Source organism: Chryseobacterium sp. PvR013, assembly GCF_017833095.1.
GTDB classification, from domain to species: Bacteria; Bacteroidota; Bacteroidia; order Flavobacteriales; family Weeksellaceae; genus Chryseobacterium; species Chryseobacterium culicis_A.
Window position 1 is genome coordinate 1,634,254 of the sequence record NZ_JAFIBT010000001.1, and the last position, 24,354, is coordinate 1,658,607.

The following is a 24,354-nucleotide window of genomic DNA, read 5'->3' on the forward strand; positions in this document are numbered from 1 at the left end:
CAGTTTTAGTTTTTAAAATGGTATTGGTATTCTTTTAAGGTCTTATAGGATACGTTACCCGCTGCATCCCTGGTCTCCTGCTTTATCTCTTTAATTCTGTTTTCCGTATCATAAAAATAGAGTTCCTTTAATCCTGAAGGCTGTATGATACTTCTGACTCCTACCAAAGGATCATAAGTATAAGTCGTAATCAGCGCTCCAGGTACTGCCGTTTTCCTAAAAGTATCTAAAGCACTCAACAAAGTAGATTCATCATTATTCAATCCTGCTGATGCATCCATATTCGATGCATTGACAATAGTATCAATTAACGACTGCTGGATATCTGACTTTCTCACGCCTTCCAATTTGGCAATGGGCTGCGTTTTGTTGTAACCCCAGATAATCGTAACAGGGGTACCTTCTTTCAAGGTATACTCCTCCAGATTTCCTTTACTGTCATATCTATCATACTTTATCTTGGTTTCCATAACGTTGGTCAGGGTATTCAATCCAGTAACAGCATCAGGAAAAAGACTTGTGGTAGAGGGATCATAAATAACCTCTGTCTTGGCAACCGCTTTCTCTGCAACCACAGTATTTAGCTTTTGAGTTACGCCTGTTTCCAATGGAATACTGATCATATTGGCATTGATTAGTTTCTGGTTATTCTTCTCCGTTGCATACAGGTAATTGGTCTTTGTTACACTGCCATCAGCAAGAAGCTGTGTAGACAATGAAGGATAATCAAAAGAATTATACGTACTGTTTGTTGTGCTCGTTACCGAACTCTGGACTCCATTCTTATAAAAATAAGACGTCTCAACTTTCTTCGATGGTAAGGTGATACCATATTTTGTAAAATATTTGTAAGGGGTAGCTAAAATGACCTGAGGAAAATATTGCTGAAAGGCACTATAGTATTTATACTTGTATCTTTCAGGATTAATATTATTATAAAAATTATCCTTTGCCTTTACTCCTTCAAGTTTTTCAAATACGTAGCTCGCATATTCATTATTAACTTCTGAAAGTATCTTACCATCCATATCGTATTTTTTCTCAAAAACCATCTGTCCTCTAAGGTAATCATGATTCGTAATCGGCAAAATAGGCATGCTTGGTACAAACATTTCCGGGTTAGGAAAATCAATAGGTGATCTGAATTTATAAACCGTTTTACCGTTATCCGTAATGCTGTTATTACTGCCTCTCACAATCTGCTTTAAGGTTACATACTGATATCCAACATCTGAACCCTGTGTTTTTTCAGATGGAATGATATTGAAATTGGTGGTTGTATCAGATGTACAGCTATAATTTAAATAGCCATCGGAAAGAGATGGGTGATACTCATATGTAATTCCTTCTTCATATCTGAAAACAGGTTCCGGGAAAACTAAAGCTCCACTGCTTTTTTGAGGATCATTAATATCAGTATAATCATATATAAATTCCTTTGCCGGATTTGTCGAAACAGGATTATCAAAATATTTAATATTATTAACCCTTAATCCACCTCCTTTTTTGGTCAGGTAACTTGTAAAGTAATGCTCTTTCGTAGTCGCTGTATAATTGTATGAGACAGGCATCTGTGTATATCCATAACTCCCTGTGAATGATGCATAATAAGTGCCGGGTTGCAGATCCACTTCTCCATCAAACTCGGTAATTGGCTGTGAGTTCTCACCGGGATTATGGCTTGGACACTGTACATTACCATTATTTAAGCAAGACTGCCATGACATTTCCCAAAAATGTAATGAAGGAGAATAGGTGTTACTTCCGGTTTTTTGGTAAATATCAAATCTCCAGTTTGAGTATATTAAACTTCCCAGATCAAGATGCAGTTTTACCTTCTGCGGTGAAAGTATCGTAAAAAATTCTTTTTTCTGCGAGGGGCTAAATGAAGGGATATCCAATGTAAAAGTACTAACTGAATCCACCCATTCTCCTGAAATAGGCTCCATTGGCTGATTAAACCCGGCAGCATGGCTATAAATATTTTCTCCAAAATCAAAAACTACTTTGCCTTTGGTTGGATAAGTAATAGAGTTGATAACATCTTGAGTAATGTAAGTCGGTTTATAAGGTTCTGGTCCTTTGTAGTATCCCCAATTGTCTTTTCCAAAAGTTTTATCAAAACTATTATAAGCAATATTATATTCATTCAAGTTATTTCCTAAACTCGATTTTGTGATTTTTTTCAGCAAAAGTTTTTGCAAAAAACCCTGAGGAGAGGGAGGGTTATAAAAGGATGTGTTTGAATAATCGTAATCAAAAGAATACTTATCGACATATTGGCTATTACTTTGTCCTGTAATATTGCTTTGAATTGATTTTAATTTATACAAATTAGAGGCGTTCAGATAATTAGAATCGGTTCTTCCTTTCTCGTAGAAAAAGTTTACTGTTCCTTTATCTGTTATTACAATACTGGTCAGAAGTTTTGTGTTAGCAGTATTATATACAGTTTGGGCCTCTATAGCTCCAGGCATTTGAGGATCGGGATTCATTGTTGTGTTAGAATAGCTGTATGTAATATTTCCCGCTAGTCTGTTTGTTCTTGTTTCCGGATCTTTATACTCTACTTGCGAAGCCTGATCATAGTTAAATGTAAGTAATACATTACTGCTTGGATCTTTAACTTTTTCCAAATGAAATGCTGTAAAATATATTCCTCCACCAAGATTAGTGGCTATATCACTGGAACCATTAAGCAATCCCACTTTTACAGTAGATACATTTTTTGAAGAAGTTTCCATTCCCCGAAATAAATATTGATTCCCTTTATCGTCTGTAATGGTAATGGTCTGCACCTCACCTCCTGAATCATGGGTACTTGTAATTTTTAAATTATTCCGATCCAGCTTCTCAGCTATAAAATTACCATTAGGATCTTTCTTAATGATAAATCTTCCTGAATAACCCATAAAATTATACTGATACAGATCATATTCAGTGTCATATGTACCAATTCCCACATAAAATGCATATTCGTTGATATTCCAGTTGGTAAGCTGGTCAAATATCAATTTGTAGGTCGGGTTATTTTCATGTCTATAGATTCCATATTTTACTGCAGGAGGAGAAGACATAAAAGTAGATTCTATTTTGCCATCAGCAACTCCTCCCCTTACTGTTCTTGTAATGGTTCCTCCTGCTAACAAATTCCAACCAAGCCCTGTTTCTCCAGCTTTATCATCTGGTTTTGCACTTAATGGATGGTATTTTAACTGGACATTTAGATTAACGTTAGAGTTACTTGTTGGAATATTAAAAAGAGGAATACTGATATCTGGAATTCCTGTATAATAACTTACCGGCACTTCTTCAAACTTCATTAAATTATTTGAAGTAGGAGCTGCTGGAAATATTTTATTAATATTATCTACATCTTTATTAAAATCATTACCTGTTTGTGCATTTAACTGACAATAAATATTTGACAGAATAGCTACAGTTAATATTTTTCTTTTCATGGTTATTTTTTTATCAGTTTAGCATTCGCTGTTTTATTGGTATCAGTTTTTATTGTCACCAGATAAGCTCCCTGAATAAGTGCCTGAGTATTAATCTTGGTTACTCTATTCTTTGTTTTAATACTCTGAAGCTGTCTTCCGCTCATGTCATACAGCAGAATATCAGCCTCTTTAAAATCAAAACCAATTTCTACATAGGCATAATCTGATACTGGGTTTGGATAAATCTTGATATCATACTTCTCGATTAACTGATCCACCTGCTTGTCTCCAAGTTTTACTATCTTCCAATTTTCTTTCCCCAATTCTTCTGCACTGGTTCCTGCCAGAATAATCGAACCATCTCTGTTCAGCTTTAAATCAGAAAGTCTTTCTTCTTTTTGTCTGGATTCTCCTTTGACATGTTTTCTCCACTGCTCAGTACCATTCTGATCTAAATACAGCATCCAGAAAGTTTCATCATCGGTTTCTATTCTTCCTTCTGCCTGGGTATAGCCTCCCAATAAAATTCCTTTGGAAGATTTATCATCTGCTGAATGAATTACATTCATGCCCATCAGGATATCACGATTCCCAAAATTGTAGGATTTCTGCCACTGCTCTTCACCTCTTTCATTTAATGATATGAGCCAAAGGTCTGATCCTTCTTCGAGGCCTGCCGTTTTATTCCCTGATCTTTCTGACCTGGATTCTCCACCAATGATAAAGCCAGTTGAAGTTAATGCCAAGGTTCTCAAATGATCATCTCCTTTCCCTCCAAAATTCTTTTCCCATTCTACCCTTCCGTTTTTGTCAAGCTTCACAATCCAGTAGTCTCCCTCACCAAAGTTTTCAGTTTTCTTTGTTCCTCCCAGTGAACTTCTGGAATAAATTCCAAGCAATGCTCCGCCATCTTTCGTTGGAATCATCTTCTCTACTTCATCCAAACCTTTCCCTCCTAAGATTATTTGGGATAGCTCTTTTCCATCTTTATCCAGCCGAGTAATGAAGACATCTTTGGAACCATATCCTTTTGAGCCATTCTGTATATTTCCGGCAACAAAAAATCCAAGGTCTGTTGTCTGTATAACAGCTCTTGCTTCTTCATCAGAAGAACTGCCTAATGTTTTCTGCCATAATTCATCACCGAATTCATTGATCCGGATCAGCCAGATATCAGATCCTCCCTTAGAATCATCTTTCTTATCCAAACCTTTCCCTGAATAAGAAGTACCTGCTAACAAACTTCCACCATCCTGTGTAGTAACAGTTGCTGACAAATAATCATGATTAGATCCTGAGAAATACTTTTCCCAGACTTCTTCTCCCTGTTGGTTTAGCTTTACCAGATGAAAATCGTAACCGTTATTTTGCTTCTGGCCGCCAGCCGCTTGTGACTGACTTTTAGACCGTATAGAACTTCCTGTGATAAGATACTGCTGATCAATAGTTGTGGTAATCTGGCTTAAAAAATCCTGGGTAGAGGATTTGATATCTTTCTGCCATACCACCTCTTGGGCAGAAGTGCCCAGAAAAGCGCATAAGGTAAGCGCTCCGAGATAGATTTTTCTCATTCCCGTATTGTTGCTTTTTTTTGAGTTAGTGATTAGTTTTATTAAAACGTTGCAAATTTAACATTTTTTAAGAAACGACAAATATTTACATTTATTATAATTAAAATATCCACAATTAGCTTCATACCATATAATTTATATTTATTTCACAAAAATATATTGCTTAAACGACAAAACATTTCGTTTAAAAAATATTCAACTTCCTTAGCAAGTATAAATTATCTTTGTAGCTATTATCTATATTACAAAATACAGGGATGTAGAATACCACATCTAAATTCTTTTTAACTGAGTTTTTTATTTTTGTCAGTATTATCTATTTTTTTTCAATTTAGCTTATGAAACCATCTCCTGAATTTGAAGTTCGATACGTAAAGAAGTTCTTTATCATACTTTTTTAAGAGATCTGCCGGATGAAGAATTGAAGCCAATTAAAAATTATTCAATTTCTAATTATAGCCAGTTGAAAAGCTATTGACGTTTCAACGCTGGCAACCGGAAGCTATCTTCTTTCAGCAAAAACTAAAAATGGAGAAATCCTGCGTCATACATTTATCAAAAAATAAATGTAATGTAAAGAATTTTAAGAGATAACAATTCAACTGATATTGTATTACTTTAGAAAACAAGCTTTTCTTAGAGCAATAATTTTATAATACAAGTAACAAACAAGGCCTGAACGTTAAAATTCGTTAATTTCATCTACTATATAATAATTATTTGTGAGATTTGTTATGAACATAAAATATATTAGTATGAAAAATTTAAAAAAGCTTAAAAAATCAGAATTAAAAACAATCGTTGGCGGATCAGATTGTACCAGACTATGTTTTATCAATGATAAACTAACATGCGTTCCGTACAGTTCATGTGGTGGCCCTAGACTTGAGCCATAAAAAAATTAATAGCCTGTTTTTCAAATACGTATTTCTATAATATTTTCAACACTCTAGTAAACTTCTGAAAAACAGGTTATCTTATACAAAAAACATCTACATACACCTAAGAATCAAGAACTAATCTAAATGTCAGATTAATCCGCTCTTTCATGGGCACTATAGATTTAGCAATCCGATGCTCCCAGTTCTCCTGCAAATAACCTTTCATAATGAGTAGCGAACCATGCGGAAGCGGTAAGCTGTACTTGCTTGCATGATGGTCTTTTTTCCTGAAATCAAAGTTTCTGGTTTGCCCAAGGCTGATAGAGGCAATCACAGGCCGTTTACCATACTGGCTCTTTCCTTGTCTCTATGCCAGGCAACAGAATCATTATGGTTTCTGTAAAGATTCAGCAAGACTCCATTAAACTGAATACCATTTTATCATACATCTTCTGGGTACGCTGTTCCCATGGAGCGGTACTGAGCAGTGTATCTTTTAACCGGTCGGCTTCCTCCTTACTTAGAAAATGTTCCCTGAATAAAAAAAAGACCATCTCATACGAGACAGCCTTTTTTTATATTCCAAATATCTGGTTAACAGAATTATCTTTTATTCAACATGAAATATTATTATTGTAAAAATACTTTAATATAAAATCGTTCGTCCATCAAGCCTAAGAACATTATCTTCCGCCATCTTTTTAATGGTGCGTATTACTGTTTCGACCCGTAAACCCGTTAAATTGGCAATTTGCTGTCTGGTGAGCGGAACTGGATAAGAATAAGGGGTTTGTTTTAATGAACTTCCTTTATAATAATCCATTAACGATTTTATTTTCGACATCGGATCAATGGCTGAATTATTAAACAGCATTACATATTTGTAGAAAAGACGATCTGAAAGATAACGGAAAATCGTAAACATCAATTCCGTATTTGTACTCAGCATACTCAGAAAATTGGATTTTGGTAATTTCAGGATCCTGCAGTCAGTTTTTGCAACAGCATTCATGGGATAGTTTTTATTCCCAAACAGTAAAGATTCTCCAAAGCTTTGACCCTCCGAGAGGATATTCAGAGTAAACTCCTTTCCATCCTCATGGTAATTATTCAGTTCTACTGTCCCCTTAACAATCTGGAAATAATAATAGGGAATACCTCCCATTTCATAAATAAATTCCTTTGCGGGATAATCCTCGTAAACTGCTCCATTTTCGAGCAAAAGACTTTCATCGATGATCATATTATCTATATTTTATTATGGTTCCGAATGAATATCTCAGTAAAAATTGGCAATATCTTTACGTACAAATTTTAGACCATCCACATGTAAAGATGATCCTCAACTTCTTGTTCCAGCAAGCAAGTACACACCTATTCTCAACTTTAAAACTACTAGTGACCATGAAAATATAGTAGCAGAAAGAGTAAATAGTATTTTGAAATACGAATTTAGATTGGTTGATATTTTAAATATTTTAAGAACCTATTAAAGTGATTGATCAATCAATTTATTTTACAATAATTTAATACCTCTTTTTTCCTAAAATTAAAATATCCAAATTGAGATGCACATGGCTTTAAAATTAACTTTCATATATCAGATATAGCATAAATTATATAGTTTTAATCCTATAGTAAAATCTATATAAAACTATACTTATTTTATTTTTTGTTTAAGATTAGCAACTTAAATTTACAATACTAAACAAAAAATAAAAACTATGAAATCATTTTTAATTTCTTTCGCGATAATATTTTCGAATATTGTACTATGTCAAACTGGAAATGTGGGTGTTAATACCCAAACCCCTACAAGAAACCTTGATGTCAATGGTAATGTAAGAATACGAGTAATTCCCAGTTCTACTTCTTCTAGTGACAACTATATGGTAACAGATACTGATGGAAATGTTTTTTCAAGGGCAGGTAATGTACTAAAAGTAACTACACTTGCAGCAAATGGTACAACAAATATGTCTACCTATACTCCTGCACAGTTATTCGATTTTTATTTTGTAGATAAAACACATACAATAACACTCCCTCCTCCAACTTCTTCATTTAGAGGTAAATTAGTACGCTTTTATTTATATGGAGGAGTTAATCCTAATCTTATTTTAGATGGTGTCTCTTCCCTTAATAGTGGAACAACTGTGCCTTCAAATTGGGTTTACAATAATACGGTGCTTACAATTACTGGAAACAATAACAGATTCAGATTTATAGACCTGATATGCGATGGCGGTTCATGGTATGTTGATAATAGATAAAAATCAATAGTTGAGATATTTATAGTTTATAAATATAAATTGATCACTAAGAATAAGATCATATGTAATAGCTATGACTTGATTTGACAGTTATCCAATATTGTCCTTACTTCCAAAAGTAAGGATTTTTTGTTATTCCAAAAGCATTTCAAACATTTCATTTCTCTTTTGTCATAAGTTTTACTATCCAAAAACGTCTGCATTGATGTTTTACCATAACAATGTTTTCCAGTATGTATTTCTTCATTGTTATAATATAGCAGCCAGCGGTTTAGGCCAGTTGCAGTTCCTCAATGCTCCTATAAATTTTTTTCTGAAAGTTGTGGCATAAAACTCTCCCTGTATCGTCCTATAGAAAGGTTCAAAGATACCCAGTGGTTTGGGAACTTTTAGCTTTAGTTTTCGGGTGATCAATATCTTCAATTGCTAAATACTGCTCTCTTATTCCACAATATTAAGTACCTTTAATAAGGTTTTCAACGACTGGAAGTGCAAAAAAGAAAGATTGATAAGCACATTGAGAGGTTGGATTAAAATTAATTAGATTAGAAACTAGTGAAGTGTAAGAAAGCTTAAGTATATCAATATCATAAACATCAGCATCAACCCAATAGAGTTTATAATAAATAATAAAGAACCTTTCAATATACTTGTTCTTTTTTTTGTTTCATATACCCTGTAGTGTGATAAAAATAAATACACCGTCATATAGATTGCAAGTGCTAAGCATACTAAACTATACAATAAGGTAAATAAATTATTGCCTGGTAAAAAACTGGTAATCTTTTCTCCTATAATAAGTATCAACACATCCAGTAACAGGAATGAGAAATAGTGAAGAGTGAAAATCCCATGATCAAAGTACCACCATTTTTTTTTGTTGTGAAACAGCCATAAAAAGAATGTGAATATGGGAAGATATACAAAAAGTGCTTTAGGAACCGTATGAATAAGATTTTCTTTATATTTTTTCCATATCTGATGTTTAGTGAATCCCTCTCCCATTAATTCAAATATTTTTTTTGAAACTGGTCTCATTACTGTATAAATTCCTGTTTTATCTTTGGCAAGAATAGAATCATACTGTTCTATTGAATAAGCATCCATGACAGATGCTTCTTTGGTATCAGATGTGCCGTCAAAAAAATCTTTTTTTTCTTCAATATCTTTTATCTTTAACGTGTCCAGCGCTTTTTGAGTGATAGTGGTATCTTTACGAGTCTGAGCTTCTTCTTTTTGCACCTCTTGTGAGATACCTATTGAGAGTTCTCTCTGCTCTACTTTTATTTGTAGATGCGGACTGGATTTTTTTGCTTCCTCCTTGGCATGTGGTAAAATATTGGGAAGGAAGAATGTAATGAAACTTATAAAAATATATAATTTTACAGGTGCTACATATAACTGCCTTTTACCTTCCAAATATTCTTTAGTAAGTATTCCCGGACGCGTAAACAGATATTGTATGGTTTTCCAGAATTGTCCGTCATAATGTGTAAAATCCTCAATAAAATGAGTAAAGAGAAAATGAAAAGATTGTCTGTTTTCAATATTTTCTTGACCGCAGTGAGGGCAAAATCTTTCTTCAACTTGATGTCCGCAATTCAGACAGGTTCTATTGTCTCTTAATTTTTTGTCTTCCATAAATTATGTACAGGATTAACATAAATATTCAATCAAATTAGGTGATAATACTTAATAAACTGCTGAGTTTTATCTCGTAATCTTGAGCTTTAATGATTAAGTTGATGATTATAAATAGAAATGTTAATAGATTAAAATGGCTGGGCTTAATTATTTTCTAACACTTTGCTGATTAGAGTTCCATATATTGTTCTTAGGATTAATATCAGGAATTTGATCAGCAGGATCTAATTTAACCTCTTTTATTTCTTTATCTGAATTAACTTTAACTGTCCATTTTGTATTCTTCTTCCAAACTTCAATAGGAATTTTAAAAATTTGTATATTTCCCGTTTTAAATTTCACCTGGATTGTCGTTGGCATAGGTAATTGCCCCAGATTTTCAACAGTAATTAAGGCCCCATTCTTAGAGTTGCCATTTATATATTCCACTCTTTGTACAGATTGATCAATCTTCCAGTTGTTAAAAAACCAGCCTCTCCAAAACCAATTAAGTTCCTCACCGGAAACATTTTCCATGGTATGGAAAAAGTCCCATGGTGTAGGGTGTTTAAATGCCCAATATCTTATATAAGCTTTAAATGCTTTATCAAATTTTTCAGGCCCTAAAATTAACTCTCTTAATATTTTCAACCCTATTCCCGGTTTATGATAAGCCAGTATTCCAACATGATCTATATTCATATTATCTTCACCAACCATTATGGGTTCTAGTGTATCATTCATGAGTACAGTACCTGTTTGGGCAATATTTTTCCTTTTATGAGATATTTCCTTATTGAAAGTTTCTGTAAATAAATCAATTAAGTAGGTATTCAATCCCTCATCCATCCATGAAAATAATCTTTCGTTCGAACCTACAGTTATCGGGAACCAATTATGTCCAAATTCATGATTCGTAATATTCTGCAGATCTTCACCCTTAGCACCCCAACTGCAAAATACTATTCCAGGATATTCCATTCCGCCTCTGGTTGCTGCTACATTTGTTGCCGAGGGATAGACATAATCATACCATTTCTGAGAATTATATTCTATAACAGATTTCGTATATTCTACAGACTTTGCCCATCCATCTTTCCCTCCACTTTCTGAAGGGTATGCAGAAACAGCTAAGACTTTTTTACCACTGGATAAATTAATCCTGGCCGCATCTATAACAAATACAGAGGAAGAGGCCCATGCAAAATCTCTGGCATTTTCAATTTTAAATTTCCATGTTTTTGTTCCTGAAGATGTGTTTTTATCAAATTCAGCTTCGGATCGTATGTTAATCGTTTTATCACTATTTTTTGCCTGTTTCCAACGTTTAATCTCTTCTCTGGTATACATTTGTTTTTCATTAAGAAGCTCGCCGGAAGCAACAACATATTGGTCAGCCGGCACAGTAATATTGGCTCTAATACTCCCATACTCTAAATAGAATTCTGAAACCCCGAGATAAGGCAAAGTATTCCAGCCTGACACATCATCATAAACGCATATCCTGGGATACCACTGTCCAATAGCAAATATTTTTCCCTTTGCTGTTTGCTGTACTCCCATTCTGTCTAATCCAAACTTGGGACAAACAAAACTATAATCAATTTTAATATTGGCAATCCCACCATTACCTTTAAGCTGCTTTGACAAATCTATTTGCATTCTTGTATCAGAAATAACATATTCTGCATCTTTACCATCAACTTTTACAGTTTGAATTTTGTATCCCCCACCAGGCTTTTCAATGGGATCCACAGTTTCTGATGGATTTACAGCATAATACCGGGATTCTTTATTGAACACGTTCTGATCCAGCTGAAGCCACAGAAAGTTTAATTGATCAGGACTGTTATTGGTATAAGTAATCTCTGTACTGGCAATGATTTCATTCTTCTCATCATTCAACGTAGCATTTAAGATGTAATCAGCTGAATTCTGCCAGTACGCAGGTCCTGGTTGTCCATCTGCAGAACGCGTTTTAGAACTGATTTGAGGATAAAAAAAAGGCTTAAATGCTTCTGTATAATCATAGATCTTTTTCTTTTGAGCATAAGAAAGTCCAATAAAATTAGTAACTGTAATTATCCAAAAAGTAATTAAAACCTTACTGTACATCTTTTAAATATGGTATTTGATTCAATTGATTTAGATAGCTCATAGTATTCCCATCATAACATCCCAATTGGAATCGGATTTAAAGCAAACCTGTCAACCTCATACTCAATGTATTTTATAAAATCTCTCTATTATATAAAACTTAAACATTATACAATGTTTGGGATATTACTTTTCTATATGTTTTTTTTATCCTTATTTTATATACAATATCATTCCTGAAAAAAAGCGTTAAAATTGTTTTTTTTCCAAGCCAGTTCGTACTCGTATGATATTCCCATCTGTTCGCCATATAGTAATTGGCTTGATTGTTCATTTCTGTGATCATTTGCTGCTTACTCATACCAATATAATGTTGGTACTCATCTTTTTTTTTCATATTTGTCATGTATTTTTTAGCAACTTCATTAATTCAAAAAAAGATTATATCTTTTCAAATGTGGGCTGGCTGCCCTTCCCAACTTCTTTACTAATGCATTTATCTTATCTTAAACACCAAAGCTTTACAAAAATAGGATACCCACTTATCGTAAAAAACAAAAACAATGTAGTTTTATATAGCGTAACATATATGATAATCACTACAGCCAGTAGGATTCACTACAAATAATTAAAATCATATAGATTAACTACTACTATATATTATAAGCTACTAATTGCGATATTGTATTGTAGCTGTAAGCGGACAAATATTCAGTTATCAAAAAGTCTTACAAAGTGGAACTGCTGCTCATCTTCTATTAGATCTATTAACTCTCTTTCATTGTAATAATAAGAGTCCCGCTTTGTCGTTTATGGGAATCCGTAAATATTACAAAAAAGTATATCTTAAATTTGAAGGACAATTATTTAGCATAATTAAAAAGTTAGGTCCATATATTGTAAAATATCTTATAAAGTTTATTATGAAAATAAAATCTATAATACTTCAGAAATTAACGGAAATTGAAGAAGAAATTTTAGAAAATGAAAAACTTTATGAAGACAAGATTATCAATGAAAAAGAATATATAAGAAAACAATTAAAATTATTAGACGAATTAAATTTATATCAAGAAAAATTAGAAAATATTCATTTACAAAGATTTAAAAATATAGTCTATTGGTTGAGAAAGATTCTAAAAATAAAACCAAAGGCAAAAAATAATCGTAGAAAGTAAATTTCAAGTATTGTATTTGAATGTAACGTTAATAACGTTTTAGATGGATGGATTTAAATAAAAATTAGGGAATTGTATTTTATCTAACTAAACTACCTTTTAAATTCAAAAGAAATATTGTAATCATCTTTTAAAACAATACAGGCATTGAACGTTTTACCGTTTTTGCTTTTCATATTTTTAATGAGTGGAGATTTTCCTTCCGTTATTAAAGAAGTAATTTCCTGTATGTTGAGTTGTATACCACATATTGTTCTGAATAACATCCAAGAGCATTGCTCACTTGGACATTGTACGGTTTTATCTTTGATGACAAGATTGGAATGTTGACATTGGGGACATTTGAGCTCAGGACCATTTTCTTGGGGAATGGATAAAGAAAGGAGCTCGTGAGTGATTTCTTTTGTATAGTTTTGGATATTCACCATAAACTGATTGGCATTAAGTTCACCTTTCTCGATTTGGTCCAAAGCCATTTCCCATTCTGCGGTCATCCGGACATCAGCTATTTTTTTGTCTTTGACAAGTTGATATACCTGAAGTCCTTTGTCTGTGGGTTGCAGTGTTTTGTTCTTTCGAATGATATAATTTCTGCTAAGTAAAGTTTCAATGATAGAAGCTCTGGTAGCTGGGGTAGCAATACCAATGTTGGCAAGCGCTTTCTTTTTCTCCTTATTTTCTGTATGTCTGCCTGCATTTTCCATAGCTGATAAAAGATCTGCTTCGGTATACAGTTGAAGAGGCATTGCTGTCTTTTCGAGTAATCTTGTTTCCGAAATTTTAAGTTCATCACCGGTCTTAAATTCGGGAAGTTCAAATAAAGGTTCTTCAATATTATTTATGTTCTCATCGTTATTCCTGTTGTGTTTGCTATAATCTGAAAGAATACCTTGGATAGAACGCCAACCCTTGTTGATAATTGTAGATCCTTTGATATGAAATTCATAGTGATGTACTTTGATGCTAATGTCACTGACCTTTTTTGAGCATGGTTCTGAAAGTGATTCCAGTAACCTGTAGGCAATCATATTATAAATTGATTTTTCTGCAGCATTCAGCGCAGAAGGTATTTTTGTGGTGATCAGCAGCCCATGGTGATCAGTCACTTTAACATTGTTTACTATTCGTTTATTGAAATTGCCGAATTTTAAGCTTGATATAGCAAGTTTGAACTGATCGGTTGTATTGAGAATTCTTAAAAGATCCGGAATGTCTGTCCATAAATCCTCAGGAATATATTTACTTCCGGTTCGAGGATAAGTTATGAACTTTTTTTCATAAAGGTGCTGAGCGGTCTGTAAAACCTCATCTGCTGAAAGTCCGAGTTTTCTGTTGCCCTCTTTTTGAAGTTCGGTAAGATCAAAAAGCAAAGGAGACTGTTCCTGTACCATTTTGATAGAGACATCCTCTACAGTAGCTCTGCCTTGCCGATCAATGGCTTTTATGATTTGCTCAATCTGCTTTTTATCTTCCCATTTTTCTGTAGACAGACTGGTAAAATCCAGATATTCTTTTCGGTGCTTTAACTGAATCTGCCAGTATTTTTGTTTTTTAAAATTTTGATGTTCTAAAAATCTTTCACAGATTATAGCCAATGTCGGAGTCTGAACCCTGCCTAAGGAATAAATTTCTCTACAAGCAGCTATAGTTAAAGCCTGAGTAGCATTGATTCCTATCAGCCAGTCAGCCTCACTTCTCGCCTTGGCCGCGGCATATAAGTTATTGAAAGCTGCACCTGATCGCAGATTTTCAAAGCCTTCTGATATAGCTTTTCCGGTCAATGAACTGATCCAAAGTCTTTCAAATGGTTTATTGCAGTTCAGATAGTCGTAGATATATCTAAAAATAAGTTCACCTTCTCTTCCTGCGTCAGTGGCCACAATAATGCTGCTGCACCGACTGATAACATTCTTTATTACTTTGAGTTGTTTCAGCGCGGAAGGATCTTTCTGATAAGTGTTTGCTTGTTTTATTTTTCTGGAAGTCAATATAAACGGTTGGGGAAAGACGGGTAAAGAGGCTATTTCAAAGCCTCTTACCCCATAATCTTCCGGCATTCCCAGTGATATCAAATGTCCCGATGCCCATGTAATGCAATACCCATTACCCATCAGATAACCGTCCTGTTTGTCGTTGGCTTGTAATAGCTGTGCAATCTCTCTTGCCACACTAGGTTTTTCTGCAATAACTGCTTTCATTTTTGTAGTTTAGATTAATTAGATTCTGCGTCCTTTAGACCTGCTAGGCTGTTCTTTCTGATTTTTCTGCTGCTTATTGGAGGGCTGCTGCAGTTTGGGTTCCAGTGCTTTTTTAGTAGTTTTAGTTGCTTCATTGGTCTTGCCATCAGAGGTAACCGCTTTTTGAGTTTTATGATCTTGTGTAAGCTGCACTCTTTCTTTGAGTCTATTGCGACTGGTAAAAGAGAAATCAGTCTTTAAAGTTTCTGCGTTAAAAGTTATATACCCTTTATATTCTTTACCTTTTCCGTCAATCAATCCGTCAATATAAACCGTCTGCCCAGCTTTGAATTTATCATATTGTAAATCATCAAGTTCTTTGCCCCTGAATGTTCTTGGTGCTTCAACATCTTTGTTTTGGGCTTGTGCACTGACCCCGCTTTGTTGTTGGGTTAGGCTTTGAGTCTGATTTGGCATATTGTTGAATAGAAATTCAACATACCGTTTATCTGCATTGAATTGTACCGTTGCATCAAAAGACTCTCCTTTTTTGGAGGTCATACCTTCCAGGTAAAGCGGCCTTCCCTCTAACAGTGTCTGTTTTTGATGTTCATCGAGTTGTATCCCTTTGATCTCATCAGGGACCTTCATATATTCTGCTCTATAAGCCACGAGTTCATTGGTAAGCATGTCTCTGCTGATGACCGATGGAATAATTTCATTGGTCTTAGGATTGACCAGCTCAACTACCCTTCCCATATTTCCGGTTTCTTTAAGGTTCTTTTTATCCTCCTCACTGAATTCATGTCCCAAGAATTTCATATTGAGGTTTGGTTCCCGACGTATGCCATGTAGTTGAACAGTAACTTGTCCCGTATCTCCAGCCTGAAGAGATAACCTGACATCCATTTTACTGACTGCAGTTCCCAGATCAATGGTGATAGGAATAAGCGTATTAGTTTTAAAACCCCTCAGAAGAGCGTCCATCACATCCAGCTTTTCAAGCTTCTCCTGATTAACTCCAAATTTCTCCATCGTTTTCCAATCGATCTGTTCCGGCTTAAAACGGTACTCTTGAGTTTCTGTGTTGTTGTCCATTGTATTTTGATTTTTTAGGTTGTTGATGTTTCTTGGTAGCAATTCATATTCTTTAAGCTTTACTTTTTCGTCAGGAGATGCCTGATCTACATATTTCTGAAGGTCCTTTGCCGTGTTCACAGCATCATATTCAGAGACTTTAAAAAAATTGAAATGACTGGGGTTTTTAAGTTGCCGGTAAAAATTGGAAAAGAAGTTAGAAAATAGGTCACCATGTTTATCTATACGGATGAACTGATCATTCTCCTTTCTATCATCAGGAGAAAGTTTCTGAAGATTTCCATTTTTATCAATTCCCTTTACCATTTCAACTTTATTGGTATGGGTATTCAGAACAAGTAATGTTTCTTTTGCTGGTTCAGCATCTTGGTCTTCCAGAGAATCTATAGTTACATCTTTCATCACATTTTTTTATTTATTATGGTGAAGATATTTGCTGAGGACAGTTGAAATGTGAAAGTGGAATTACATTGACAACTTTGGCTGCATATGTCTTCTTTTATCAGGAGCTTAAACTTTCCCGAATGAGCTGGTGTACATCCGACAGCTTATAATACAGCTTACCGCTGATGGTATAATAAGGTAATTTTTTATCACTACGGTACCTTTGAAGAGACCGTGAGCTGATTTTTAAAAGCTGTAGAACATCCTGATTATCCAACAGCTGTTCACCGTCAATTTCCATAAACTGGGTTTGATTCTTAATCATCTGCTCCCTAAGAATATCAAACCTTTCCATGATCCTTTCCATCCAGGCAGTAAATTCTGTTCTTTCAATATTCATAATATGATTTTTATTAGTTGATGTGATAAAATTGATCAATTGAAACGGCATAAAATCACTACTTTTTCATAGTACCGAAAAAAGTTATTGCTTTTAAATCGTAAGATGGACCTCATTAAGGAAAGTTTATGCTACACTAATCTATTTTTTGCATGATTTTTGCAAACAAATGATAATCAATAATTTAACAATGTCTTATTTATCAAGAATTTATCTAAAAGATGAACGACCAAAAAAATTTCCTTTTAACCTGCCTTTTCTAAAAAATGGTTTAGACATTAAATTCAAAAAAAATGTCACGTTCTTTGTTGGTGAAAACGGTATAGGCAAATCTACCTTACTAGAAGCTATTGCCGACAAATGCGATTTTAATCTATCTGGGGGCAATCGAAATCATAACTACGCTTTTTATAAAACAGAATCAGAATTGGCAGAATATCTTACATTGTCGTGGAAAATAAAAACAGGACAAGGTTTTTTTATGAGAGCAGAAAGTTTTTTCAATTTTGCAACCTATATTGATGAAGTGGCTAGAAGTGACAGACAGGTCTTGGATGCATATGGAGGGAAATCATTACATCACAGATCTCATGGTGAAGCTTTTTTATCTTTGTTTCATAATCATTTTCAAAAGGGAATTTACATTCTTGATGAACCCGAAGCGGCCTTATCACCGCAAAGACAGCTTTCGTTATTATCCATTATTAATAAATTAGAAAGAGAAGGTAAAGCCCAATTTATTATTTCTACACATTCCCCCATTCTGATGTCCTATCCTGGTGCTGACATCTTTTTATTAGATGACAATATTAAACTCACAGATTATAAAAATACTGAGCATTATCAATTGACAAAAAGTTTTTTAGAATCACCGGAACTTTATTTCCGTCATTTATTTGATGATATTTAGACTTTTTGATAAATGCTACATTCGGCTGACAAATCAAAACCATACTAAAGCAGGAGAATCCATCTATTTACAAAGATTCCCGAAATATTGATTTTGAGGAAATAGAAGCATATTAAGGAGAGATAAATTTTAGGATATATTGATATCATCTTGCAGAAACACGTAAGCACTCTGTTATCAACTCTTTTACAAGCTATTGATAAAATATAAATCCGGAGAAAACAATTCCTCCGGATAAAAATTAATCTATATTTTTTATGTTAATTATACCTCCTACACTACAATAATTGACAAATTTATTTATTAGTAAATCAATGCAATGAGTAACATACTATTGTGAAATACATCGAATAGAATTACCAGATGTACGTACAGGAGAAGCTGCCGTATAAATTTTATCCTGGTCAAATGATAACGCCATTGCCTGAATACTATTTTTGAACGGTGCTTCAGTACTGCTCCAATAAAATCCTTTTGCAGCACGCCACAATAAAGCTCCATTATTATCATATAGACGGGTTCCTGCAGCAGGCAGAGTTATGGTATTTCCGTCACTTATATATATTTTGGCAGCAGTAAAATTCGTTGCTCCATCGTAACCATTAGGTGCCCATGTTCCAATGTTATATTTAGAGGTACTGAGCTTGTCAAATGATTCCCATTCACTATGAGTTGGTATTCTAAAACCATCAGGGCATGGGTCGTTTAGTGATTTTACGGGTGAAGCTTCAGTACCGGTGTTCCATGATTTATCAGGCGCATTAGTTGCATTCCATCCTGATATACTGCCAGCATCTGTATAGGCTGTAGCCACCGCATCAGGTCTACCCCATTGATAGTAATTTCCCATGATACCCTGTTGAGGGGAATTAGGATTCATTTCAGTATTAGCTCCAAGGTTGTATACCATCATCTGGCGGACAATACCATTGATAATAACACTTACAGTTTGTGGTGGCCCAGAAGTTTTCAGGGGATTACCTGACATACTTGTGCTCTTAGATAGTTCGGAACTTCTTTCTTTTACGACAGCTCCAACTCTATTTAAAGTCGGTTTTGAGGTATTATGATGACCTCCTGTTTGTCCATAAGACAAAATACCAAAGAAAGTTATTGGTAATAGATAAAGTTTTTTCATTTGTTATAATATTTAAATTATTGTAGATGATGAATAAATTCTGCCTACATCATACTATTATTTATTGAGTCATATAAATTAAAACCCTGAAAGATTAGTCTGTACTATAAATTATACTACTATTGCTGATGATGATGGCAATCTCTTTAGTGTATGACAATTTTGTACAACAAATTTAACTGATTAACAGGCACTACCTAACTGATTATCTGTCATTTTCAATTTAATCATGTATAGTTTTTAAACTACAATACAGAAGAATATTGACATAGAAAAATTTAATAGCACCAAAATAAAGATTGATTTCCGCGCTATAAATGTAATCCTCCAAATCTTTTTTATAAAAATCCGGTATAGCTATTACAACCATACCGGATCATGTAAAACAAATAACTCAGATTTACAAATATTCCACACCATGGAATGAAATGTCAAATAATTTTTTTGAGATTACAAATCTAAAAAGATATTTTTCAGATTGACTTGGAATATCAGTCATATTATCACTAATAAGAGTATAGTTTTTAATCGAATCTTTAATAATCTGTTAAGTTTTGATCAATAATCCATATAGTTAAAACCATTCCCTAACAGCGCTATACAATATTGATCAAGCATTATTAAAAATATAAGATCATAATTCGTATAATGCTGTACTTAATTGTACTCTTCTATAAGATTGTTTAAGCAAACAATTAATAAGACGAAAATTTCCCTTACTACTATTAGCTATTATACAGGTCACCCCTTTATAAAAGCATACATTAATCACACATCAAAAAGCATATATAATTATTAAAACTACAGTAAATAACCTATATATAGTTAAAAAACTACAATAAATTAGCGAAATAACTATACAGTTTGAAATCCAACCTATACACATACTTTCTAAATTTGTATTACAATTTATAGATCATATTTCTTTCAAGGTAAATACCTGTTATATATATGAATATATATTTTGATTATTTCAAAAAATTTGTTTAACACAAACAATCATACTAATGAAAAAAAGTTTATCAGCTATTGGTTTATTAGCAGCAATAGGTTCTGTTCAGGCGCAGAACATTCTACTACATGTAGATGACACTGCTATCACTTTCGTAAGCAAAGGCACACTGCTTTATAACGGTGGAGGTTTGCAAACAAGAGGAAATGGTACTATTGAAAACCACGGAAACGTTATCGTTTCAGGTACTGCTTCCGATTCTTTTAAAACAATCACTACTGCAGGAACGGACAAAGCTGAAGGCACTGTAACAGGTAATTTTGTTAATAAACTTAATGAACCTACGGCATATGCTTCAGCTAATGAAAACAATCCTGCTGCGACACCGGTTTATACCTATGGACAGCTTTACATTTCCGGAATCCCTCAATCCAATATTACAGGTATTGTAGATCAGGAATACAGATCAATTAAACATGGTAGTTACCAGCAAATCGGAATGCCTTTTTATGACAAAACAGCTTCTACATTAAGCACGGAGCTAGGTAAGACTTTTAATAATACAAGGTATTCACAGAATGAGATTCTTTGGTCTAATAATGTTAATACGGTTTCAACTAATTTTAGCATAAGCTCTAAACTAGGAGTCACCAATCCTGGCAGTACATACTACATGCTTGGTGGAAGTGGCTTAGACCTTGGTACCAACACAAGAATTCTTTCAGGCCGACCGTTGACTGATATTGGATCTGCGGTCACATTACAAAACGCAGCTGCCAACGTTAATTTCGGTACCAATGGTTCAGCCGTGAATATGTATAATGAACCTTATAACACCTATGTACAGGATGGTTTTGAAATTGCTTCAGGGGGTACCGCATGGCAGGGTAATTTCGGTAAAAACATCTATTCATTGGCTAATCCGTTTTTAACTAATCTAGACCTATTCAACATTGCACAAAATGAACCTGCAGCCAACGGAGATGGAGTTTATCTTAGTAACATTTATGGAATCAGGTTACAGCCTGCAACAGTAGTTACTACCGCTGGAGGTACACAAAGTACAGGTGCATTTAAATTTGTAACTTATAATTCAGGAGTACCTACTGGAGATATTGATTACCTAATGGTCAGACCATTAGAAACATTTGCAATTAAACTCAATGATAATACTGCTGCTGATCAGCTTAATTTTGCCAATCTGAGAAGATTTAATTATTACAGTAGATCAGGAAATACAGACTATAGTGTAGCAGCAAATAAAAATGGTACAGGAACCGTAAAACAGCTTGGCGTTATCGGACTTGATGTGAATGGTAATGAAATATCCAGAACATATTATGTAGTTTATCCGGAAGGGGTAACAGGACATTCTCCTAATGCCAGAACTCAGATTACCAACAGTTCTGCCAACGCTATTGGTACTTTTGAAGAAGCCCTGAATGGTGGCTATGATACCAATTATATGAATCAGTACTGGCTATATATTAATGAAGCTAACGAATTTAATTTCAAGGGAAAGAATATTAAGTTAGTGAATTATGACTTAAATAAAATTAAATCTTACAAATTCGAAATCAGAGAAAATGCACAACTGGTAAGCACTGGTACCCATGCTCTTTCAACCGGTATTGGATTCTATTATAAATCACCAAGCGGCACAGCCCAACAGGCTAAACAGGGAGACATTATTCCTGTTAATGATGCCGAGTTTGATTTATATTACGGTGAGCCTAGTAATTTGGTATTGGCTACTGATGATACGAAGCGTCCTTCAAGAACAATGGTCGTATATAATCCTCAGATTACAAATTATATTGTGAGATTTGATCCAAAATGGAAAAAAGCAGATATCGAAGTTTATGATATGAGTGGAAAACTAATAATTTCTAAAAAGGCTGTTAACACATCTACAGATTTTGTAATTGAACTGGATAAACAAGTTAAAAGTACATATGTTGTAAAAGTTGTTTCAGACAATGGAGAGGTTGTTAACACAAAAATCTTAAAATAAAATATATGAAAGCTATTAATAAATTACTTTTAACTTTTTCTCTTTTTATAGCTGCATTAGTTAGTGCAGATGTAGGGCCAGTTGGCCCGGGAGGACCTCCTACTCCAGGAGACGTAGGACCGGTTGGCCCAGGAGCTCCTGCCTCACCGATTGATATGTATGTGTATGCTTTAGGTGTCATTGCAGTATTGTTCATTGTATATTTCACAAAGAAACACTCAATTAAAAAAATATAGACTTTATTATTATTTAAAAAGCTCTCTGATTATTCAGAGAGCTTTTTTTGGATAAATATTCTACAGCTGTTTCATTTTTCCAAAGTCAAAACTACAGGATTTATCAATCGGAAAAAATACTGAAATACAATTATATTTTTTGAATAGCGTTTTTTGGCAGCGGACATCATTTATTTGTTTATATTTGATACTCCATTTATGGATAAATAAAAACCGGAGTTGATCTCCGGTTACACACACAAATAAATGACAATAAAAAGTTGTATATTCAAATGTACAATACACTGTATTCATATATCTTGCAGAAAAATTAGATTATGATATAAAACTGCAAGAAAAAACCAGAGTATTTAGTTCAGGTGAAGTAATATACTATTTGAATATTAAGCTTAATGCTTGTCATACAATTTTCTGAAAAATTTTCGATAACTATTAAAATTTTAAATATATATTCAACAGTATCTATTGCAAACTTAAAGCATATACGCTAAATCATAAACGAAACTTATATAGTTTTATATAGATTAGAGTGTAAAATAATCACTACATTAACTATATCTTTGGGAATATATTGTATACATTTACTAAAGTAAGAACCAGAATTTAGCAGAATGTTGATAATTACTTTTGAATAATAAAATGCGACAAATATTCTTTGCCGCATTGATCTAAACTCTGATAATAATTTAACAAATTATATTAATTGATCACTCTCTCTATAAAAAGTAATAAACAGGAGATTCTTTTACTCTGAAATACAGCGCACTGACATTCCAACAGCTCTATTGAAATCATATGCAGGATAAATTGCACCTCCTTCAGTAAAAGTCAAATTATAAGAATTTGTACCACTAAACTCAGTACTGCTCCAATAAGAAGCACCATAACCACGACTATCAAGAGCACCAGTACCTGAGCTATGGCGTCCTGCAGCAGGAAGAGTTATGATATTTTTATTATTGATAAATCTTTTCGCCGCACTAAAATTAGAAGCTCCATCTGATTTTGTAGTAGCCCAGATCCCAATATTAGTAACAGTACTGGCTTGAGTGAATGCAGCCCACTCATTTCGGGTAGGAATTCGGAAGCCTGATGGACAAGGATCGTTTATTGTCTTAAAAGGAGCAGCTTCTGTCCCATTATTCCAGGCTTTATCAGCAGCTCTTTCGGTGCTCCATCCGGAGATGGCAGTAGCAGGAGTATAAGGCGTAGCCACTGCATTTTTTTTTCCCCATTGAAAATAATCTCCCATAATAGCCTGAGTAGGCACATCAGGATCTAACGTAGGATTGGCTCCCAGATTTCGGGTCATCATCTGACGGGTCTGACCGTTAATCGATACATTTACTACATCATCAAATCTTGTCTTCGATTGTATCTGAGCACTGAAACTGCAGGTTTTACCCATTAGATTGATGTTAAAAGTAGCTGTACCCGTAGTGAGAGGAGTTCCCGTGATGTTAAATACTAAGAAACCACCGCCAATGCTAAGATTTCCAGGATAAAGAGTTGCGTTAAGACCTGTAATTCCCGTAGAAGGAATACTAGAAGCCTGATAGGCACCTCCATTCCCTCCGTTGTATGGTACCATAACACTTACACCGGAAGCAGGACGTGTTGCTTCCATAACGCCTACATTAGAAGAAGAAGAGCATAACAACTGTGTTAAGGCTGCTGTACCAATGCTTGTAGAAATTATCCTGATCCACCTGTTACTTGATGCGTCAAAATAATAAAACCCCTTAGCATCTATACCTTCTACCTGACCGATACGATTATCAGGATCAGGAGGAGCGGTTACATAAACCAAGATAGCATCCTTGACATTAGAATATATACCTTTTGCTTCTGAGCTGTGAAGGATATTACCCGTCAGACGAGGAATGATGATACCTTCGGAAGTATCAATGAAGGTTTGTCCGCAGACTAAAGTGCCAACAAAAATCATTGGCAAGAAATACATTTTTCTCATATATTTA

16 protein-coding genes are annotated in these 24,354 nt (G+C 34.1%); 5 read left to right on the plus strand and 11 right to left on the minus strand.

Annotation, left to right across the window (positions count from 1 at the left end):
• Positions 1-5 precede the first annotated feature (5 nt).
• From JOE44_RS07350 to JOE44_RS07365, 4 genes are all read right to left on the minus strand, one after another.
• Positions 6-3,461 carry a hypothetical protein gene (locus JOE44_RS07350; RefSeq protein ID WP_209785005.1) on the minus strand — a complete coding sequence of 1,152 codons (3,456 nt, stop codon included), beginning with the start codon at positions 3,459-3,461 and terminating at the stop codon, positions 6-8.
• A gap of 2 nt (positions 3,462-3,463) precedes the next feature.
• Positions 3,464-5,014, minus strand: coding sequence for a T9SS type A sorting domain-containing protein (locus JOE44_RS07355; protein ID WP_209785006.1), 1,551 nt, complete (start codon positions 5,012-5,014; stop codon positions 3,464-3,466).
• Positions 5,015-6,016: 1,002 nt separating this feature from the next.
• Positions 6,017-6,229 (minus strand): alpha-ketoglutarate-dependent dioxygenase AlkB, encoded by a 213-nt coding sequence (locus JOE44_RS25120; RefSeq protein WP_223601905.1) that lies wholly within the window; start codon positions 6,227-6,229, stop codon positions 6,017-6,019.
• Between the two features lie 312 nt (positions 6,230-6,541).
• The gene (locus JOE44_RS07365) at positions 6,542-7,138 is read right to left on the minus strand and encodes a Crp/Fnr family transcriptional regulator (RefSeq protein ID WP_209785007.1); all 597 of its coding nucleotides are present in this window, start codon (positions 7,136-7,138) and stop codon (positions 6,542-6,544) included.
• 481 nt (positions 7,139-7,619) lie between these two features.
• Between JOE44_RS07365 and JOE44_RS07370 the strand changes: the two genes are divergently transcribed.
• The gene (locus JOE44_RS07370; RefSeq protein ID WP_209785008.1) at positions 7,620-8,168 is read left to right on the plus strand and encodes a hypothetical protein; all 549 of its coding nucleotides are present in this window, start codon (positions 7,620-7,622) and stop codon (positions 8,166-8,168) included.
• 552 nt (positions 8,169-8,720) lie between these two features.
• Here JOE44_RS07370 and JOE44_RS07375 read toward each other — a convergent pair.
• Both JOE44_RS07375 and JOE44_RS07380 read right to left on the minus strand, forming a co-directional pair.
• A complete protein-coding gene (locus tag JOE44_RS07375) occupies positions 8,721-9,809 on the minus strand; it encodes a DUF3667 domain-containing protein (RefSeq protein ID WP_209785009.1) in 1,089 nt (362 codons plus the stop codon).
• Positions 9,810-9,959: 150 nt separating this feature from the next.
• Positions 9,960-11,906, minus strand: a complete 1,947-nt coding sequence (locus JOE44_RS07380) for a M1 family metallopeptidase (protein WP_209785010.1) — start codon at positions 11,904-11,906, stop codon at positions 9,960-9,962.
• A gap of 905 nt (positions 11,907-12,811) precedes the next feature.
• On the opposite strand from JOE44_RS07380, the gene JOE44_RS07385 reads away from it, so the two are divergent.
• Positions 12,812-13,066 carry a hypothetical protein gene (locus tag JOE44_RS07385; protein ID WP_209785011.1) on the plus strand — a complete coding sequence of 85 codons (255 nt, stop codon included), beginning with the start codon at positions 12,812-12,814 and terminating at the stop codon, positions 13,064-13,066.
• 92 nt (positions 13,067-13,158) lie between these two features.
• Here JOE44_RS07385 and JOE44_RS07390 read toward each other — a convergent pair whose 3' ends face one another.
• The 3 genes from JOE44_RS07390 to JOE44_RS07400 all read right to left on the minus strand — a co-directional run bounded on the left by JOE44_RS07390 (position 13,159) and on the right by JOE44_RS07400 (position 17,125).
• Positions 13,159-15,264, minus strand: coding sequence for a type IA DNA topoisomerase (locus JOE44_RS07390; protein WP_209785012.1), 2,106 nt, complete (start codon positions 15,262-15,264; stop codon positions 13,159-13,161).
• Between the two features lie 18 nt (positions 15,265-15,282).
• Complete coding sequence (locus JOE44_RS07395) at positions 15,283-16,743, minus strand: DUF3945 domain-containing protein (RefSeq protein WP_209785013.1); 1,461 nt, start codon at positions 16,741-16,743, stop codon at positions 15,283-15,285.
• Between the two features lie 100 nt (positions 16,744-16,843).
• On the minus strand, positions 16,844-17,125 hold the full coding sequence (locus JOE44_RS07400) for a helix-turn-helix domain-containing protein (RefSeq protein WP_209785014.1): 282 nt from the start codon (positions 17,123-17,125) through the stop codon (positions 16,844-16,846).
• Between the two features lie 190 nt (positions 17,126-17,315).
• Here JOE44_RS07400 and JOE44_RS07405 point away from each other — a divergent pair, with 190 nt between their 5' ends.
• Positions 17,316-18,035, plus strand: a complete 720-nt coding sequence (locus tag JOE44_RS07405) for an AAA family ATPase (RefSeq protein WP_209785015.1) — start codon at positions 17,316-17,318, stop codon at positions 18,033-18,035.
• A gap of 331 nt (positions 18,036-18,366) precedes the next feature.
• Here the strand turns inward: JOE44_RS07405 and JOE44_RS07410 are convergent, their stop codons facing one another.
• On the minus strand, positions 18,367-19,023 hold the full coding sequence (locus tag JOE44_RS07410) for an FISUMP domain-containing protein (protein ID WP_209785016.1): 657 nt from the start codon (positions 19,021-19,023) through the stop codon (positions 18,367-18,369).
• A 1,157-nt stretch (positions 19,024-20,180) separates the two neighbouring features.
• On the opposite strand from JOE44_RS07410, the gene JOE44_RS07415 reads away from it, so the two are divergent.
• Both JOE44_RS07415 and JOE44_RS07420 read left to right on the plus strand, forming a co-directional pair.
• Positions 20,181-22,139 (plus strand): T9SS type A sorting domain-containing protein, encoded by a 1,959-nt coding sequence (locus JOE44_RS07415; RefSeq protein WP_209785017.1) that lies wholly within the window; start codon positions 20,181-20,183, stop codon positions 22,137-22,139.
• Positions 22,140-22,144: 5 nt separating this feature from the next.
• Entirely contained in the window at positions 22,145-22,375 is a 231-nt protein-coding gene (locus JOE44_RS07420; RefSeq protein ID WP_209785018.1) for a signal peptidase, read from the plus strand.
• Between the two features lie 745 nt (positions 22,376-23,120).
• On the opposite strand, the gene JOE44_RS07425 is transcribed toward JOE44_RS07420, so the two are convergent.
• On the minus strand, positions 23,121-24,347 hold the full coding sequence (locus JOE44_RS07425) for an FISUMP domain-containing protein (protein WP_209785019.1): 1,227 nt from the start codon (positions 24,345-24,347) through the stop codon (positions 23,121-23,123).
• Between the last annotated feature and the right edge of the window lie 7 nt (positions 24,348-24,354).